Source organism: Streptomyces sp. NPDC041108, assembly GCF_055592645.1.
This window is the reverse complement of sequence record NZ_JBVIYK010000022.1, coordinates 28,783-46,240: the sequence shown is the minus strand read 5'-3', so window position 1 is coordinate 46,240 and position 17,458 is coordinate 28,783. Positions and strand designations below refer to the sequence as shown.

The 17,458-nt window shown below is 68.4% G+C and carries 14 protein-coding genes and 5 pseudogenes; 9 read left to right on the top strand and 10 right to left on the bottom strand.

All coding sequences use genetic code 11. The features are described 5' to 3' along the window. Positions 1-149: 149 nt before the first annotated feature. The 6 genes and pseudogenes from ACZ6BB_RS37580 to ACZ6BB_RS37555 form a co-directional block, all read right to left on the bottom strand. Positions 150-851 (bottom strand): alpha/beta fold hydrolase, encoded by a 702-nt coding sequence (locus tag ACZ6BB_RS37580; protein ID WP_471619607.1) that lies wholly within the window; start codon positions 849-851, stop codon positions 150-152. Between the two features lie 27 nt (positions 852-878). Further along, positions 879-1,289 carry a nuclear transport factor 2 family protein gene (locus ACZ6BB_RS37575; protein WP_471619606.1) on the bottom strand — a complete coding sequence of 137 codons (411 nt, stop codon included), beginning with the start codon at positions 1,287-1,289 and terminating at the stop codon, positions 879-881. A 2-nt stretch (positions 1,290-1,291) separates the two neighbouring features. After that, a complete protein-coding gene (locus ACZ6BB_RS37570) occupies positions 1,292-2,098 on the bottom strand; it encodes an MBL fold metallo-hydrolase (protein ID WP_471619605.1) in 807 nt (268 codons plus the stop codon). Between the two features lie 35 nt (positions 2,099-2,133). After that, a complete protein-coding gene (locus ACZ6BB_RS37565; RefSeq protein WP_471619604.1) occupies positions 2,134-2,745 on the bottom strand; it encodes a DsbA family protein in 612 nt (203 codons plus the stop codon). Positions 2,746-3,127: 382 nt separating this feature from the next. Continuing rightward, positions 3,128-3,623 (bottom strand): annotated as a pseudogene (locus tag ACZ6BB_RS37560) (MarR family winged helix-turn-helix transcriptional regulator). 84 nt (positions 3,624-3,707) lie between these two features. Continuing rightward, positions 3,708-4,643 (bottom strand): helix-turn-helix domain-containing protein, encoded by a 936-nt coding sequence (locus tag ACZ6BB_RS37555; RefSeq protein ID WP_471619603.1) that lies wholly within the window; start codon positions 4,641-4,643, stop codon positions 3,708-3,710. 97 nt (positions 4,644-4,740) lie between these two features. Here ACZ6BB_RS37555 and ACZ6BB_RS37550 point away from each other — a divergent pair, with 97 nt between their 5' ends. The 7 genes and pseudogenes from ACZ6BB_RS37550 (at position 4,741) to ACZ6BB_RS37520 (ending at position 11,799) form a co-directional block, all read left to right on the top strand. Further along, on the top strand, positions 4,741-5,523 hold the full coding sequence (locus tag ACZ6BB_RS37550; protein WP_471619602.1) for an MBL fold metallo-hydrolase: 783 nt from the start codon (positions 4,741-4,743) through the stop codon (positions 5,521-5,523). Between the two features lie 133 nt (positions 5,524-5,656). Further along, positions 5,657-6,664, top strand: coding sequence for an SMP-30/gluconolactonase/LRE family protein (locus ACZ6BB_RS37545; RefSeq protein WP_471619601.1), 1,008 nt, complete (start codon positions 5,657-5,659; stop codon positions 6,662-6,664). Between the two features lie 54 nt (positions 6,665-6,718). Next, positions 6,719-7,378, top strand: a pseudogene (locus ACZ6BB_RS37540) (NADPH-dependent F420 reductase); the annotation flags it as partial. Between the two features lie 98 nt (positions 7,379-7,476). Next, complete coding sequence (locus ACZ6BB_RS37535) at positions 7,477-8,418, top strand: SMP-30/gluconolactonase/LRE family protein (protein ID WP_471619600.1); 942 nt, start codon at positions 7,477-7,479, stop codon at positions 8,416-8,418. A gap of 103 nt (positions 8,419-8,521) precedes the next feature. Then, positions 8,522-9,796 (top strand): multidrug effflux MFS transporter, encoded by a 1,275-nt coding sequence (locus ACZ6BB_RS37530; protein ID WP_471619599.1) that lies wholly within the window; start codon positions 8,522-8,524, stop codon positions 9,794-9,796. Between the two features lie 72 nt (positions 9,797-9,868). Continuing rightward, on the top strand, positions 9,869-10,378 hold the full coding sequence (locus tag ACZ6BB_RS37525; RefSeq protein WP_471619598.1) for a MarR family winged helix-turn-helix transcriptional regulator: 510 nt from the start codon (positions 9,869-9,871) through the stop codon (positions 10,376-10,378). 317 nt (positions 10,379-10,695) lie between these two features. Beyond that, entirely contained in the window at positions 10,696-11,799 is a 1,104-nt protein-coding gene (locus ACZ6BB_RS37520; RefSeq protein ID WP_471619597.1) for an SGNH/GDSL hydrolase family protein, read from the top strand. Between the two features lie 105 nt (positions 11,800-11,904). Here ACZ6BB_RS37520 and ACZ6BB_RS37515 read toward each other — a convergent pair. Next, a pseudogene (locus ACZ6BB_RS37515) lies at positions 11,905-12,174 on the bottom strand (ATP-binding protein); the annotation flags it as partial. A gap of 651 nt (positions 12,175-12,825) precedes the next feature. On the opposite strand from ACZ6BB_RS37515, the pseudogene ACZ6BB_RS37510 reads away from it, so the two are divergent. Then, a pseudogene (locus tag ACZ6BB_RS37510) lies at positions 12,826-13,478 on the top strand (IS5 family transposase); the annotation flags it as partial. A gap of 40 nt (positions 13,479-13,518) precedes the next feature. Here the strand turns inward: ACZ6BB_RS37510 and ACZ6BB_RS37505 are convergent. Next, positions 13,519-14,646 (bottom strand): serine hydrolase domain-containing protein, encoded by a 1,128-nt coding sequence (locus tag ACZ6BB_RS37505; protein ID WP_471619643.1) that lies wholly within the window; start codon positions 14,644-14,646, stop codon positions 13,519-13,521. Positions 14,647-14,703: 57 nt separating this feature from the next. Further along, positions 14,704-15,480 (bottom strand): CHAT domain-containing protein, encoded by a 777-nt coding sequence (locus ACZ6BB_RS37500; protein WP_471619596.1) that lies wholly within the window; start codon positions 15,478-15,480, stop codon positions 14,704-14,706. Between the two features lie 98 nt (positions 15,481-15,578). Between ACZ6BB_RS37500 and ACZ6BB_RS37495 the strand changes: the two are divergent. Beyond that, a pseudogene (locus tag ACZ6BB_RS37495) lies at positions 15,579-16,010 on the top strand (transposase); the annotation flags it as partial. Between the two features lie 130 nt (positions 16,011-16,140). Here the strand turns inward: ACZ6BB_RS37495 and ACZ6BB_RS37490 are convergent. Then, on the bottom strand, positions 16,141-17,340 hold the full coding sequence (locus ACZ6BB_RS37490) for a serine hydrolase domain-containing protein (RefSeq protein ID WP_471619595.1): 1,200 nt from the start codon (positions 17,338-17,340) through the stop codon (positions 16,141-16,143). Positions 17,341-17,458 lie beyond the last annotated feature (118 nt).

Here is a 17,458-nt window from a genome sequence, read left to right as displayed (position 1 = left end):
GGCGGACGCCGAAGCTGCCAGTCTCGGCCAGGACGAGGTCCCGCAGCCGCCGTTCGTGCTCCGGAACGGTCAGCAATCAGCGCTGTCGGTCTCATGACGAAAGGCTGGCTCCTGGCGTGGGTGAACTCCAGGAGCCAGCCGTGCGGACGCTAGGACCTGTTGGACGCGGCCCGCGCGACGGCCTTGACGAGAACGTCGGCTACCTCGTCGGCGTGGGACAGGTGCGGGGAGTGCCCGGAGGGAACACGGACACTGTGGGCGGCACGCGCCGCCCACTGTTCCTGTACCGCGGGCGGCAGCGCCGGGTCCTCGGTGGCCACGACGTACGTCAGGGGCACCTCGGTCGGTGCGGCGCCCAGCTTCTCGGTGAAGGCGCGCATGCCCTGCCAGTTGAGGCGTTTGACGGCCTCGGCGGTCAGGGCGGGGTCTACTCCGCTGAAGACGGACTCCTCGGCGTCTCCCGCCTTCACGGCCAGGCCGTCGGGCGAGTGGATCCAGGTGGGCGGGAAGTCGCCGCCCATCCACTCCATCATCGAGGTGCCCGCTTCCAGGGCGAAGGCGGCGATGTAAACGAGCTCCGCGACCTCGTCCGACTCTGCGGCGGCCCAGGTCGCGGGCACTCCGCCGTAGGAGTGGGCCGCGAGCACGACAGGTCCGTCGACAGCCGCTACGGCGGCGCGTACCACCTCGACGTCCTCGGCCAGCCCTTGGGCCGCCGCGCTGTCGGGATTGCTGCTGGGCAGTTGCACGGCCTGCGAGGCGATGCCGCGGGCGCTGAGCCGTTCGCGCAGGGGGTCGAAGATCCACGGGGTGTGCATCGCTCCGTGCACGAGCACGACGGTGGCGTTCATCTGTGCTGTCCTCAGATAGCGGGAGGGTCAGGCGGTCATGGCGTCGCGGACGAGCGCGGTGTCCACGAACTGTTCGAAGCGGACGATGAGGCCGCCGCGTACGACGAAGTGGTGGGCGACCCGGACGTCGATGTTCTTGCCGGTGGCCTTGTTGGCCGCCGTGTAGCGGGCGAGGACGACGACGTTCTCGCCGTCGACGACGTAGGTGTCGTCGTGGGCGGTCCAGCCGTCCCACTCCTTGCCCAGCTGCTCCATGACGTTGGCGGTGACCCCGTCGGGGGTGCGGTAGGTGCCGGCCAGGGGGAAGCCGGCCATCTCCGTCCACTCCACATCGGGGGCGAGGGTGGCGCGCAGGGCTTCCAGGTCACCGGCCGCGGAGGCCAGGTACTGGCGGCGTACGACGTCGGCGGGGGCTGTGGACGCGGCGAAGTCGGTCATGGTCAGCCCCACTTCATCTCGCCCTTGGCGACCTTGGCGCCGATCTGGGCGGCGATGAGCATGCCGTTGTCCGGGTAGCGGGCGACGAGCGCCTCGGTCAGGGCTGCGCCGTCGGCGGCCTTGCCCAGCTCTTCCTCGAAGGCGAGCAGGTAGTCGCGGGTGGCGGAGATCGCGGAGGCGTTCGCCGGGGCGTCGGGCAGGCGGTGGCCGGGGACGACCAGCTCCGGTCCGAGGGAGGCCATCTCGTCCAGCAGCGCGATCCAGGCGGCGCGGTCGTCGGGGGTGGGGGTGTCGGCAACCCAGACGTGCTCCTGCTGGAAGAGCAGGACGCCGCCGAGGAGGGCGCGGTGCTCGGCCTGCCACAGGTAGTGGCGGTCGGGCAGTGCGGCCGGACCGCCCTTGAGCTCGAAGCGGTGTCCTTCGAGGGTGAGGTCGCCGTTCAGGGGCCGGAGGTCCACAAGGCGGGTGGGCAGGTTCGGGCCGAGGGCGGCCCACGCCTTGAGCTTGCCCTCGTAGGAGTGCTGGATGTGCTCGATGACGAGCGGGGTCGCGACGAACTCTGCCTCGGGGAAGGTGTCGGCGAGGACCTCGGCGCCGAAGTAGAAGTCGGGGTCGCCGTGGCTGACGAAGACGGTGGACAGGGTCTTGCCCGAGTCGAGGATCTCGGCGGTTAGGCGGTGGCCGTCTGCGCGGGTGAAGGCGGCGTCGACCAGCAGTGCCTCGCTCTCGCCGGTGACGAGGGTGGCGGTCTTGTTCTTGCTGCCGGCCGGGAAGTCCAGGTCGAAGACCGTGAAGGAGAGGTTGTTCATGGTTGGTGCTCCTTGTGTGGGTGGGGATGGCACAGTCAGGACAGAACGGCGAGGCGCCGGTCGACCTCGTCGGCGGTGGCGTGGCCGCGGGCCAGGGCGGTCACGCGGTCGCCGTCGACGGCGATCAGGGTGGGGAAGCCGGTGACTCCCAGGTCGGTGCAGCGGCGGAAGTCGTCCGCCGCCCAGTCGTCAGCCTCGCGGGACTCGAAGGCGGCCACCACGGCGTCGGCATCCAGCCCGGCCTCCTCGGCGACCTTCCGGTAGGTGGACGCCTCGGACAGGGTGAAGCCGTCGGGGTAGAAGGCCCGCTGGAGGGCGCCGGCCAGTTCCGCCGCGCGGTCGGGGGCCGCCCGGCGCAGGGCGGCCCCCGACCGCGCGGCGGCCTCGGAGTCCATCACGAACGAGCCGTCGGCGATCAGCCGGTCGCACCCCTCACCGAACTGGGCCCCGGTGAGCTCGGCGATCTGGGCCTTGGCGCCCTGGACGTATCCGAACTCGCGGATCGGGCCCCGGCGCGAGCCGGTGAACAAGCCGCCGGAGATCACCTCCACGGGCAGGTCAGGGTGGCGGGAGACGACTTCCAGCAGGGTCGGGGAGAACCCGTGCGACCAGCCGCAGTAGGCGTCGAAGGCATAGACGAGCTGCATCGAGGACCTCGGCGTAGGGGTGGGGTGCTCGCCTGGTGCGAGCGGTTCACCGAAGCCAACAGTACCTGACTAGTCAGGTATTCTTGAGTTCGACCGTCAGGCGATTCATCTGATCCACGTGTCTCCGCAGTTCATGAATGCAGCGGGAAGCCGGAGTCAAGGAGTCACAAAGCTTGAGACCGTTCGGACGCGTTCCTCCTCGGGGCCGTGGCAGCCGTCCAGCCGTGGGGAGGGGGATCGCCGCAGGGGCGCCTCCGGCGGGGTTGAGGTCCGCCCGGGCGCAGGGACGCAGGTCAGGTCGATGGAGTGCCGTGGTGTCGAGGCCGTCGCCGGTCCAGCGGCGCGAGTGGAAGCGGCCCACCGGGAACGGGCCGCACAGTCCTCAGGGAAGCCGGGGCAGTGTGTCCCGTGCGCTGTGACTCAGGATGCGCAGGTTCTCGGCGAATCGGTCCCAGTCCTCCACCGGCAGGGGCGCCAGGAAGTAGCGCCTGATGTTCTCCACATGGATTCGGGACGCGGAGACCGTGGTCTCCTCGCCGAGCGGCGTCAGGCGCACCAGCCTCCCTCGCCGGTCACCTGGATCCTCGACGCGTTCGACCAAGCCGGCCGCCTCCATGCGGTCCACCAGGCGCGTGGCGCCACCTGTCGTGAGGACCTGCTCCTGGGCGACGGCCCGCATGGACAGCCCCGGGCCCCCGCCCGGCCCAGGATGAGCAGCACCTCGAACATCAGATGGCTGATACCGCACTCCACCTCCAGGCCCGCCCCAGGATGTAGTCCAGCCGGTTCGCGGCGGCCCCCTGCAAGCGCCCGAAGGTCAGGATCAGTGCGTCGTTCGCGGCGTCGCTCGATGTCGATATCTCCGCATGCTCGTCCATGGTCCTGACGCCCCTTCCCATTCCTGCTTCCACCCCGGCCACCGATCATGCCGCACCGGCTGAGCGGCGGGTCTGCCGACTTGGCTACCGGGCCTGGTGGGCGAGCCGGAACGCGCCGGGGGTGACGCCGGTGCGGCGGGTGAAGAACTTGCCGAAGTTGGTGGGTTCAGGGAAGCCGAGGCGACGGGCGATGGTCGCCACCGGTTCGTCGGTGTGGGCGAGCAGCCGTCTGGCCTCCAGGGCGACCCGGCTGTCAATGACGTGTTTGACGGGTTGTCCGGTGGCGGCCGTGCAGGCGCGGGTGAGGGTCTTGACGGTGTAGCCGAGGCGTTGGGCGTAGTCGGCGGCGCGGCGGGTGGTGGCGTAGGAGTGTTCCAGTTCGGCGCGGAAGCGGGCATACACCTCGCCACCGGCTTGGGGGTCGGTGCCGCCGTCGGGATGGGGCAGCCGGTCGATCTGCAACAGCACGGTGGCCAGCAGGAGTTGGAGGATCTCCGCCGAGACGGTGGGTTCCGGGCGGTCGTACTCGGCCCGCAGTTGGCCCAGCAGGGTCGATAGCCCCGCGTACGCGGGGCTCGCGCCGAGCTGCCAGCACGCTGACCCGTACCACTCGTTCACCAGCCGGTCGGCGCTGCTGGAGTACGGAGGAAAAGCCGGCGTGAACAACAGATGCGTGCCGTTCGCGGTGCCGGGCCGGACGAAGCGCTGGACCTGGCCCGGCCGGACCCACAACAGGGTGCCGGGACGGACGGGGTAGGTCACGAAGTCGATCGAATGCTCCCCGCTGCCCTCCGTGATCAGGGTGAGGGTGTGGAAGTCCACCCGGTGCACCAGGTCGGGCCGTCTCCCCCGCCGCCGCCGTCGCTCGTGCAGGGTGGCGAGATCGATGATCTCGAAACCCGGGACCCTTTCCTCGGGCGGGTTGAAGTCGAGGCGAAGGATGGGACCGTCCTGAGCAGGGTCGGCGCCGCCAGGATCCCCGTAAAGCACCACGATCTCCAGATGTCCTCGATTTACCATGCCGCGTCTTCAGCGTATCTCGCCTGCCTGCGCTTTCGCGACGAAAGTAGAGGTCGTCAAGGCGGCGCAGGGCCGCCTCCACCTCCAGGAGTCCCTCATGAACGGCACGGTCACGGTCCTCGACAAGGGCGCGGTGCGCATCCACAGCTACATGTCCCCGGCGGACACCTTCCACACCACCACCCAGTTGATCGAGACCACGGCCCGCGTCATCGCGATCGACGCCCAGCTGCTGCCCGCCTACGCCGACGAGGCCATCGCCTACGCCAAGGGCCTCGGCAAGCCGATCGACCGCCTCATCGTCACCCACGCCCACCCGGACCACTACAACGGCGCCGCCCGCTTCGGCGTCCCCGTCCACGCTCTGGTCCAGGTGCGCGACCAGATCATCGCCCGCGGCGACAGCAACCTGCCCACCGGGCAGGTCATTCCCCTGAGCGACTTCACCCCGAGCGTGGCCATCATCCCGGGCACCGAGTTCATCGACGGCGTCCCGTTCGTCTTCGAGGCCGTCTCCGGCGGTGAGGCCGCCGACGAGCTGCTCATCAAGCTGCCCGAGCAGGGCGTCCTGATCGCCCAGGACCTCGTCTACAACGACGTCCACCTCTACCTGGGCAACAACGACATCACCGGCTGGCAGCAGGCCGTCGACGCACTGGCCGCCGAGTCCGGTTACGACACGATCCTCGCGGGCCACGGCCTGCCCACCGGCCCGGAGGTCTACGAAGACGTCCGCCGCTACCTCGACGACGCGCGCGAGCTGCTCGGCGACGACGGCGACGCGTACAAGAAGGCGATCGTCGACAAGTACCCGGCCCACGTCGGCCCGTTCATCATCGACATCGCCAACCGCTCTCTCTTCCCGGCCGCCGGCAACTGAGCGCCGCCGGCGTGTGCCGCCCGCGCCGCGCGGATCCGGGGCACTCCGCGCGGACCGCGTCCTCCGCGCTCATTGCCCCACATTGTTGATCACCCCCTTGGTCTGCTCACTTACTCACGGCCGGAGATCCGTCATGTCCCACAACCGCCTCTTCCGTCCCCGCGCCGCCGCCGTAGCCGTGGCCTCCCTCCTCGTCCTGGGTGGTACCGCCCCGGCTCTGGCCGCCTCCGGCGGCGATGCACCCCACGCCGCCGCCTTGCATCACCGGGAACCCCTGCCCGCCAGCTACTCCGTCCCCGGCGACAAGACCTACCCCGAGGGCATCGCCCGCCAGCAGGGCACTCCCTTCTTCTACGTCGGCAGCACCAGCGACGGCACCATCTACCGCGGTGACGTCCATCAGAGCGCGACCAAGGTGTTCCTGCCGGGCGGAAAGGACGGACGGACCTCCGTCGCGGGCATGAAGACCGACCGCGCGGGACGGCTCATCGTCGCGGGCGGCGCCACCGGCAAGGTCTTCGTCTACGACACCCGCACCCGCGCCCTGCTGCACGTGTTCGACACCGGCCGTACCGACACCTTCCTCAACGACGTGGCCCTCGCCCCCAACGGCGACGCCTACATCTCCGACTCGATCCACCCCGCGCTGTGGCACATCACCGCCGCCGAGCTGAAGAGCAAGCAGGTCCAGCAACCACTGCACGTGGGCGTGGACCTCACCAACTCCCCGATGGTCTACGACGACGGTTTCAACGGCAACGGCCTGGTGGTCACCGGCGACGGCCGCTACGTCCTGCTCGCCGACTACAACGACTACGCCTTCTACCGCGTCGACGTCCGCACCCACCAGGTCGTTCCGATCGACCTCGGCGGCGCCAAGGGCGTCTCCGGCGATGGTCTGCTGCTGAGGGGCAACATCCTGACCGCCGTCACCGAACTCGACCACCCCGAGGGCCAGATCAGCGTCCTGAAGCTGAGCCACGACTACACCAGGGCCGAACTCGTGCGCACGGTCCACGGCCACGGCATGCACAGCCCCTCCACGGCCGCCGTCGACGGCCACGACCTGCTGATCGTCAACTTCCAGTTCCAGATCGCCGACCCCAAGCTCCCGTTCAACGTGGTGCGGGTCCATGTCTGACAGACGCCAGGCACAGGACAGGACAAGAGCGCGGCGCAGTACAGGAGGAAGGACACCACTCTCATGAAGATCACCATCGTCGGTGCCGGCAACATGGCCCGAGGCATCGCCACCCGGGCTCTGGCGGGCGGACACACGGTCACCGTCACCGCCAAGGACCCCGGCAACGCCGTACGACTCGTCGACGAACTGCACGGGCAGGCAACCGGCGAAGGCCGGATCGCCGCCGCCGACGCATCTGCCGTGGACACCGCGGACATCGTGGTCCTCGCCGTCCCCTTCGACGCCGCCAAGCAGCTCGCCGCCGCCTACGGAGAGCAGCTGAGCGGCAAGGTGCTGGTCGACATCAGCAACCCCGTCGACGCCTCCCTCGACGCACTCGTCGTCGCCCCGGGCACCTCGGCCGCCGAAGAGATCGCCGAGGCCGTCGCACCGGGCACCCGTGTCGTGAAGGCGTTCAACACCACGTTCGCCACGACCCTGATCTCCGGCGAGGTGAACGGCACTGTGCTCGACGTCTTCATCGCCGGCGACGACGAGGCCGCCCGTAAGCAGGTCGCCGACCTGGTCACCTCCGGCGGGCTGAACCCGGTCGACGTCGGCGCGCTCAGGCACGCCCGCGAGCTGGAGGGCTTCCAGCTGCTGCACATGGCCCTGCAGATCCGCGAGGCGGGCCACGGCTGGGCGAGCACGATCAAGATCGTCGCCCCCTGAGCCGTAGCAGTACCACCCCATCGAGCCCCACTGCCGGCCCACGACCCCCACGGGCCGGCAGTGGACCGTCAGCAGAACCCCACCAGGAGAACCACCCCATGCGCGTCCGTACCTCCCTGACCACCCTCGCCGCGACCGCGGTCCTGCTGGCCTCCGCGGCCACGGCAACCGCAACGACCCAGCCCCTCTCGGCGCCGCACATCACCAACCACTTCCAGCTGGCGGCCTCGCAGCAGCCCGAGAACATCACCGTCGACCGCACCGGGGCTGCGTACCTGACCTTCTCCTTCGCCCGGCAGATCGTCCGCGTCACTCCGGGCAGCCGGCCGCACGTCCTGGCCACACTGCCCGCCCCCGCCAAGGCGAACACCCCCAACCTGAGCAAGGCGTTCGTCGGCGGCATCGCCCGCGCCGACGACGGCACCCTGTACGTCACCTACGCCACCGGCACCGCCGACCTCACCGGCGTCTGGGCAGTCCGCCCCGGTGGACGCCCGCACCGCATCGCCGCCCTGCCCGCCGACGGACTGCCCAACGGCCTCGCCCTCGACCAGCACACCAACAAGCTCTACGTCACGGACTCCGTGCACGGCGTGATCTACCGCCTCCCCGCACGCGGCGGAAAGGCCACCGTCTGGGCCAAGGGCACACAACTGGAGCCCACCACGTTCGCCGGCGCCAACGGCCTCAAGCTGCACAACGGTTCCGTCTGGGCCACCAACCTCGACCGAGGCACCGTCCTGCGTATCCCGGTCACCGCCAAGGGCACCGCCGGAAAGATCCAGGTCCGGGCCACGGGCATGCCGTCCATCGACGACTTCGCGTTCACCGGCCACGGCGACACCCTGCTCGCCGCCCGCGACGACAACCAGGTCGACCTCGTCCGCCCCGACGGCACCCACACCACCGTCCTCACACCGGCCGATGGGCTCCAGACCCCCACCTCCGTCGCGGTCCACGGCAGCAAGGTGTACGTCCCCAGCGCCGCCTACCTGACCGGCAAGGACCCCAACCTGCTCATCGCCCGCCTCGGCCGCTGACGCGGCCGGCAGGACGCATCGCCGACCGCGCGGCACCGGCCCGTCCAGAACCGGCAGCACAGTGGTCCGCACGACCCGCTCCCCCGACAGCCCTGGAACCGACATGTCCGAACACTCCCCGACCAGCAGCGCCGGGACAGCAGACACCCTCCACGCGCCGTCCCCGGACCGCCGTCCGCGCCATCTGCCCCTCGTCCTGATCCTGGGCTCCCTGACCGCGCTCGGCCCGCTCACCATCGACCTCTATCTCCCCGCCCTCCCTCAGGTCAGCGGAGATCTCCACGCCTCACAGGCCGTCACCCAGCTCACCCTCACCGCCTTCATGACCGGGATCGCCCTGGGCCAGCTGGTCATCGGGCCCCTCAGCGACACCCTCGGCAGGCGCCGTCCCCTCCTGACCGGCCTGACCGTGTACGTCGCGGCGAGCCTCCTGTGCGCAGTCGCCCCCAATCCCACGGTCCTCATCGGCATGCGCCTGGTCCAGGGTCTGGCGGGCGCCGCCGGCATCGTCATCGCCCGGGCCGTGGTCCGTGACCTGTACGACGGACTCGGCGCCGCCCGCCTGCTGTCCTCGCTGATGCTCGTCTCCGGCACCGCGCCGATCCTCGCCCCCGTGCTCGGCGCCCAACTGCTGCGCCTGACCTCTTGGCGCGGCGTGTTCGTCACCCTCACACTGCTGGGCCTGGTCATCCTCGCCGCCACCGCGACCCTGCTGACCGAGACCCTGCCGGCCCACCAGCGCCGGCGCGGCGGGCTCCCCGACACCCTGCGCACCATGCGCGACCTCGTCAAAGACGGCCGCTTCTCGGGCTATCTGCTCACCGGCAGCCTCGGCTTCGCCGCCCTGTTCGCCTACATCGCCGGCTCCTCCTTCACCCTGCAAGAGGTCTACGGCGCGTCCCCGCAGACCTACAGCCTGCTCTTCGCCCTCAACTCGGTCGGCATGGTGGCCACCGGGCAGCTCAACGGCAAACTGCTCCTCGGCCGTTTCCCCTCGCACCGCATCCTGGGGGCGGGCCTGGCCGTACTCGCCACCGCGGGCACCGCCCTGGTCGTCCTGGCCACCCTCACGCACGCGGGCCTGCCCTGGATCGCCACCGCGCTGTTCTTCACGGCCTGCCCGGTCGGCATGATCCTGCCCACCACCACCGCCCTCTCCCTTCAGCGGGCCCCGCACACGGCGGGCAGCGCCTCAGCGCTCCTGGGCACCACCCAGTTCCTCATGGGAGCCCTCGCGCCCGCCCTCGCCGGTCTCGGCGACCAGGGCACCGCCCTGCCCATGGCCCTGTCAGTGCTCGGCCTCGCGCTGGCCGCGACGGTCTGCTTCCTGGCCCTCTGCCGCCCATGGCGTCCCACTCCGGACCCGCTGGCCCAGTAAGCCCGCGAACCAGGCCAATGCCGTCGCACTCGTTCGCGCATACAGACACCTTAAGGAAACGAGCCTGCCCCCATGCAAGAAATCCCCACCGCGACGGACATCCGAGCCTACGAAACGGTCGCACTGTTCGGCCGCCTGCTCGAGACCGCGGTGAACCGTGTTCTGCAGCAGAAATTCGACATCTCGTGGGAGGAATACGCGGTCCTGTCCACACTCCACCGATCTCCCCACCAATTCCTCCACATGATCGAGGCGGCCACCGCACTCGGATTCTCCAGAAGCCGCGTCACCCGGGCCATAACCCGGCAGGAACTTCAGGGACGGGTCACCCGCTCGGCTTGCCCCAGGGACGCACGCGCGACCCACGCCGCGGTTACCGCGCAGGGCACGGTCCTCCTCGACCGGATGAGGGACACCTACGAGGCCGCCGTACGCGGCAGCCTCACCAGGCTCAGCATCGGATCGGAACAGGCGGAGGGACTGGTGAAGCAACTCGAACCGCTCTCCGACCTACAGGCCCGGTCGGAGTCCGCCATCAACTGCGCACGCCGCCGACGTTCCGGCGCGCCGAACTCGTGGTGATGATCACCCAGAGGTGAGTTACCGGCCGGTCGCGTCACCGAATTGCGACCGATCGCGCCTTTCTGACGGTTACACGTGCCGCAACAGGAATTCACTTGTCGATAGCCTCCGCCCAAGTAGAGCCTCAGCCCGCTAAATTGATAACCGCGCCGCCAATACGAAGCAAGGCGGATCCCGCACTCTCACCGCGACGACTCACGTATATATTCAGCAGAGCGTCGTGCAGGTCCCCGGAAACCGCAGCGGAATGGTCCGCGTCTTTCGGCAACTCCCTGCTCTCCGGTATCCCCCCAACAACTGGAAAGTGCACGCAAGTGATGAGATTGCTTCAGCGATTCGGCTGCCGGCTGGCCGTCTCCGCGATGACGGTCGTGCTGAGCACGCCCGGACTGGCCGCCGCCGACACGGCGGCCCAGAGCAGTAACGCCACGTACTACGTCTCGCTCGGTGACTCCCTGGCATCCGGTTATCAGCCGGATGCTGACAAGGACACCGGCGTCGCCTATACCGACCAGCTCTACGCGCAGCTCAAGAAGCACGACCCCGGGCTGAAGCACATACGCCTGGGCTGCACCGGCGAGACCACGGCGTCGCTGATCAAGGGCGGCACGTGCACTTACCCGTACGCCAAGTCCCAACTCGACGCCGCCCTCAAGGTCATGGCCCAGCACCGGGGCAAGGTCGCCTATGTGACCCTCAGCGTGGGTGCCAACGACATCCAGACATGCGTCAGCTCTGTCGGTACCCTCGACGGGACATGCCTGGCCAAGACAAGCCAGTCGATGGGGAAGAGCCTGGCCCGGATCGCGGGCGCGCTGCGTAAGGCGGGCACTGCGAACACCCAGTTCGTCGGGTCGACGTACTACAACCCGCTCCTGGCCACATGGTTGCTGGGAGACGACGGCAAGAAGGCAGCCAAGGCGTCGGTTCCCCTCATCGAGGCCGGCAATGCGGGAATCGCCCAGGTCTACAAGGCTGTCGGCTTCAAGGTCGCGGATGTGGCCGGGGCCTACCGCTCGGACGACTTCGGCCACCCGGTCAACCTCCCCGGTACGGGCAAGGTGCCCGCGAACGTAGCCGAGATCTGCAAGCTGACCTGGGCGTGCACCCCGAAGCAGGACCCGCACCCCAACACCGTTGGCCACAAGGTGATCGCCGCCGCGTTCGCAGCGCAGTTCTCGAAGATCTCGGAGCACGAGCAGCAGCCCGCACCCGGCCCCAGCAACTCCTCCGCTCCCGGAGCGGCCAAAAACCCGGGGGATGCAGGGGCGAACAAGCCGACGGCCGACGGGGAGGACCTCGCCGAGACGGGTGCTCCGAGCAGCGCACCCCTCGTCGCCGGTTCCGGTCTCGCCGTCGTGCTGGCCGGCACCGGCGCGGTCTACTTCGCCCGCAGGCGCCGTACGGCCACTCAGAACTGACGGTCAGGCAGCGCAGCCCCTTCGGCGTGGAACTCCATGCGGCCGGTCCCCGTCGCCTCAAGGTGCTCCCCGGCCATGGCGCAGTCGGCCTCTGCGCCAATGGCCTCATTGGGCTGTGCTGTGGCCTGGCAGGGAGTTCAGCATCGGCTGTTCGGTCCATATGATCTTGCCGTCGGGCGTGTAGCGCACGCCCCAGCGTTGGCTGAACATCGCGACCAGTTGCAGTCCGCGCCCGCCTTCGTCGGTGTCTCCTGCGCGGCGGATGCGAGGGGTGGTGAGGCTTCCGTCAGAGACTTCGCAGATGAGGCTGCGACTGCGGACCAGGCGCAGTTGCAGGGGGCTGCTGGCGTGGCGTACGACGTTGCCCACCAGGTACTTCTTCCTGATCTCGGCGAAGGAACCGACCGTCGCAGGGGAGTAGACGGCTGCGATGTATGTTTTGTCGTCGCGCCGGACGAGAATGTCCTTCTTCCCGTCGGGCCGCCAGAGGCGCCTGCGGCTGGATGTCGGTGTAGCCGCTGATACGAAGGATCCCAGCACATAGGCGCTCGGCAAGAGCCTGGCCAAATCGCCAGTGGTGGAGGGCCAGTTCTGTCAGCACCGCCGCATCTTGACGACGGACGGGCACTGGAAGCCTGGGTGTCCCTGTGCCAGGCCAAGGGCTGGGCTTCTCAGCGCAGCTGTGTCGGACTGTGACGGGTTCGGCATGCGCGGTGCCCCCTGCAGTGGGCCCTGGTGCCGACGTGGTTCCTGCACGGTGAGGTGCAGGGCTTGATCGAGAGGCAGGTGCGTGTCGTCTCTGACGAATCTCAGCGCGTCCAGGAAGTTCGGCTTGCCGACCGCGTCGGGTCCCGCCAGGACTGTCAGCGAGCCGGGTTAGATGTCACAGGCCGCCCTCGACCGGTAGTTCTCGGGTGGGACACGCGTCAGAAGCATGGCCGCACGCTGCCAGGGTTCGTTCTAGCCCGGTGGGGCGACGTCGGGATGGTCGTGGATCCAGGACAGGCCGCCCAGGTCGAGGCGTTGGCCGACTTCCCGCCTTGGCGGACCGTCTACGGCTTCGCACGGCGCTGGGCGGTGGCCGGGGTCATCAATGTCATCCGCGACCAGCTCCGGCGCCGCATCCGTCTCACCGCTGGCAAGACACCCCGCGCAGCCTCGGTGATCGTGGACTCCCAGTCGGTGAAGGCATCCGAGACGGTCGGCGAAGACACGAGAGGGTACGACGCCGGGAAGCAGATCAACGGCCGCAAAAGGCATCTGATCTGCGACCATCGCGGTCTCGTGCTGATGGTGATGGTCACGGCCGCGGACGTCACTGACCGGGACGCGGCCAAGGAATGTTTTTCCGGCTCGCACTCACGCACCCCGAGATCGCCATCATCTGGGCGGACTCGGCCTACGCGGGGAAGCTGGTGGACTGGGCGAAGAAGTATCTCGACATCACGATCAAGACGGTGCGGCGCCCGCCGGACGCCAAGGGCTTCGTCGTCCTGCCGCGCAGGTGGGCAGTGGAACGGTCCTGGTCTTGGATCATGCGAGCCCGTCGGCACTGCCGCGACCACGAGCGCCTCCCGGAGATGAGCGAGTCGCTGATCACCTGGGTCGCCATCACCTTGATGACGAGGCGCTTGACCCGCCGCACGGCTCGTCCCGCCGAGCGTCGTGACGCTGCCCCGTACTACCTCGCACAGGCAGCCTGAAAAGGCGTGTGCATGCTCAAGCGGTGCGGCACAGAGTGTGGTCGATGAGATTGCGCAGTGCGTCTTCCTGACGTTCCGCGATCTGCGGGTCCGCCGGACGGCTGTGCGCAGAGACAGTGACGGTGCGCCGGCCATCCGTGGTGGTCGCTGCACGGACGACATATCCGAAGCCGCTTCCTCCGTGTCCTAGGTAACCGCCGCCGCAGGACAGGGGCGTGAAAAACAGGCCCAGGCCGTCCCGGGTGCCTGCGGGGTGGCCGCTGTCCTGCGGCACCGGGACTGTGGTCCGCATGGCAGCGAGCTCGGCGGGCTTCAGCAGCCGTCCGTTGACCAGGGCGGTGAGGAAGCGGTTGAGGTCGCGGGCCGTGCCGGTCATCGAGCCGTCAGCCCCGCTGTCGAAGGGACGGTAGGGAATGGTGGTGTCGACCATCGGGCCGTCCGCGGCGAACTGCTGGTAGTTGGCGGTGTGCGGATGCGGCAGGAAGGGCCGGGGGCCGGGGGTGTCGGTCTGCTCCAGGCCGAGCGGGCGCAGGATGCGGCTGTGGACCTGCTGTTCCCAGGTGCGGCCCGTGATCTTTTCGATGATCATTCCGGCGAGTACGTAGTTCGTGTTGGAGTACGCCCACCGGGTGCCCGCTGGGAAGGCAGGCTCATGGCGCATGGCCAGGGCGACCAGCTCTTGGGGTTTGTAGGCACGCCACCGGTTGGCGAAGTAGGTCTGGGCGCTCGAATCGGGGAAGACGTCGTAGATGTAGTCGGATAGGCCGCTGGTGTGCTGCAGCAGGTCGCGGACGGTGATGGTTCGTCCGTCGTTTCCAGCACCTGACACGACCCCGGGCAGCAGTTGCTCCACCGTCTGGTCAAGAGAGAGTCGCTTTTCGCCCACCAGCTGCAGCACGACGGTGGCGACGAACATCTTGGTGGTACTGCCCAAACGCAGGTATCCGTCCTTCGGAACCGGGCGGCGAGTGACCAGGTCCCCCACTCCGGAGCGGGCTGTGACTGTCCCGCTCGGGGTCTCCAGGCGGACCGCTACTCCGGTGACCCCGGCGTCCCGCAGCGTGTCAGCGTCACGCTGCACAGACCAACCCGTGCCCGAGGGGTGCGGCGTGGCCGAGGCCGCAGCGGACGGCAGAGACGACACGGCCAGCGCCAGCACTACAGCTGATAACCGTAAACGACGAGAGATCATGACCCGAGGCTAGGAACCACAAGGGTCACCAGCCATCCGGATACACCCCTTCTTGAACGGGTGCCAGCCGGATGGACGATCGTGCCAGGCATCTGCCACATCTACTGGCCGCCCGCACTTGATCATGTGGAAACAGGTTCGGACACAGGTTCTGACCGCGAAGTCGGCCGAGAGACCGGCCGCCCGCTCGATCGGGAACCGCAGCAGGTGCAGGGCCTTGCCCACACCGAACCCGACGACGCCCCGGTCCGCCGCCGGCCCGCCCGCCGGGAGCGCGAACTGCTCCATCGGAACGCGGAACGTCTGGGCCCCGGCGGCCTGGTCCGTGCGGCCGACCCGCACCGCCGCCCTGGGGAACACCCAGCGCACGACGCCGGTCGCATCTGCCTCCAGCAGGACCTGTCCCTCGTCCCGAGGGGGCGCGGGCGCCTCCAGCAGGAGGTGCGGGCCGGGAGCGCCGCTCCGATCGGGTCCGCCGGGGCGGCGTGGCACGGCCAAGTCGCTCAGCGGCACGGTGAGCACCGGACGCATCCCGGCCTCCTGCGCCGCGGTGCCCAGCAGGCGCGCGGCGGGCTCGGGGACCTGGCAGGCGTTGAGAAACACGAGCCGTACCCCGCTGGCCTCCACTCCGCTGACGGACCGTCGGCTCAAGTACGTGCCGTCCACCATCTCCAGCCCGTCTTCCAGCTCTTCCGTGCTGAACTTCCCGTGCACGGCGAGGTGGAGAATGTCCGGCCCCCGCTCGCCCTCCAGGACCATGAGCACCTGGCCGGTGGTGGCGTCCACGGGGTTCGCGCGCCGTCCATCTTCCGTTCCAGCGGCATGGACCTCACCACCACCGGCACCTACATCGAGATGCTCTCGCGACTCCTCGAACCCGCCCTGTCGGCCGGGTCCGCTCCGACCGCGTCATGCGACTGCCGAAGCCGCCTCGTGTCTACGACCCGAAGGGCGGCCGGCCGCCTAAGCACGGCCCGGAATTCCGCTTCGCCAAGCCGGAGACCTGGCCCGCGCCCGCGATCACCACGGTCACCGCAACCACCAACTACGGCAAGGCCGAGACACAAGCATGGGACCGCGTCCACCCGAGGCTCACCCACCGCTCCTCATGGCTCGACCATGACGGTGAACCTCCCCTGGTTGAGGGCACGTTGATCCGGTTGAAGGTCGAGCATCCGTCGAAGGACCGTGATGCCCCGCCGGTGTGGTTATGGTCCTCCAAGACCGGCGTCACTCCGGACGACGTGGACCGTTTCTGGCAGGCATTTCTCCGCCGCTTCGACCTGGAGCACACCTTCCGCTTCGCGAAGCAGACCCATCACGGCCTGCCGATTCCCGGGGCCTCAGCAGGCCGAGCGACCTGCGACGTTAAAGGCCAAGCTCAGGAAGAAGGGAGCTCAGACCTGGCAGTGCAGCTACCTGGAAGTCACGCAACTGGCTCCGGGGCTACTGGTGCCGTGGGAGAGCCTGTGCCTTCTGCGCCGAAAGAGTCTTGTAGACGGTACCGGCCAGGTCCGGCAGCGTGTCCCCTTCGTCAACGGCGCTGTTGACAGCAATGGCGATGATCATGCCAGTCTTCGGGAAGTACATGTGCAGCACCCGGTTCCCATAAGTGGCCCCCTCATAGGCCCAGACCGTCCCGGCCACAGGATGGACGAACTTCACGACACCGAGCCCGAAACCGATGGGATCGTCGGCCGTGACGGTCTTGATGGGCTTACTCGTCTTCGCCGAGACCAGGGACTCCAGCTCGCGCTGCTGCGCTGAGGGCAGCAGTCGACCGCTGTACAGCGCCCTGTCCCAAGCCGTCATGTCTCTCAGCGAACTCACCAGGCCACCCGCCCCCTGCGCCCAGGACAGGTCGAGCGGAGGAAGCGACTTGTTGAGATGCTTCGGCAGGACGGAATGGGTGGAGTACGGCGTCGGCATCCGCGAGGCCGTGTCCGGAGAGCAGTCCGGGGGGAGGCAGGTGTCGTTCATTCCGAGAGGTTCGATGATGCGCTCAGCGAGCCGCTCTTGGTAAGTATCGTGCGACGCTCGTTCGACAATCATCTGCGCGAGGAGGTAGTTCGTATTCGAGTACTCGTAATTCGCGGAACCCAGTGGCATGCCCTCCACATAGGACATCAGGCGCTTCAGCGTGAAGCGCCTGGACGGATTGGCGTCGAAATCCTTCAGGAACGCACTCTGCTCGGTGTAGTTGGGGATGCCGCTGGTCATCGACAGCAGTTGCTTGATGGTGACATCGCGCCACGCCGGATACTGGGGAAGCCACTTTCCCAGCTTGTCCCGTATGGACAGCTTTCCTTCGGCCTCCAGTTGAAGCAGCAGCACGGACGTGAACGCCTTGGTGTTGCTGCCTATCTGCCACAGCGCCTTGCTGTTCACCGGTCCACCACCGCCGTATCGGGACGTCCCCACATCGACCGAGATATCGGGTCGCTGATTGGCGTAGGTCACCCGAAGGGAGACCGCTGAGAAATGATCCTTAGTGCCCTGAGCGTCCAGATATTTCTCGAGGTCATTTCGCAGTGAAGCGGTGGCACTGCGAACGGATGGCTCCACCACTGCGTGCGCGACGGCCGGCCCACCTCCCGATACCATCATCCCCGAAACAATCGCCGCGGTGACCGTCGCCAGGGCCACGAGGCGCTTCCCTTGCCGGCCACCCCGCCGACGAAGCCTGTACCTCATTGTCGCTATTCCTCCATCGAAATCGAACAGAACTGGGAACGCCGATCACGCTACGCAGTGGAGGCACGGC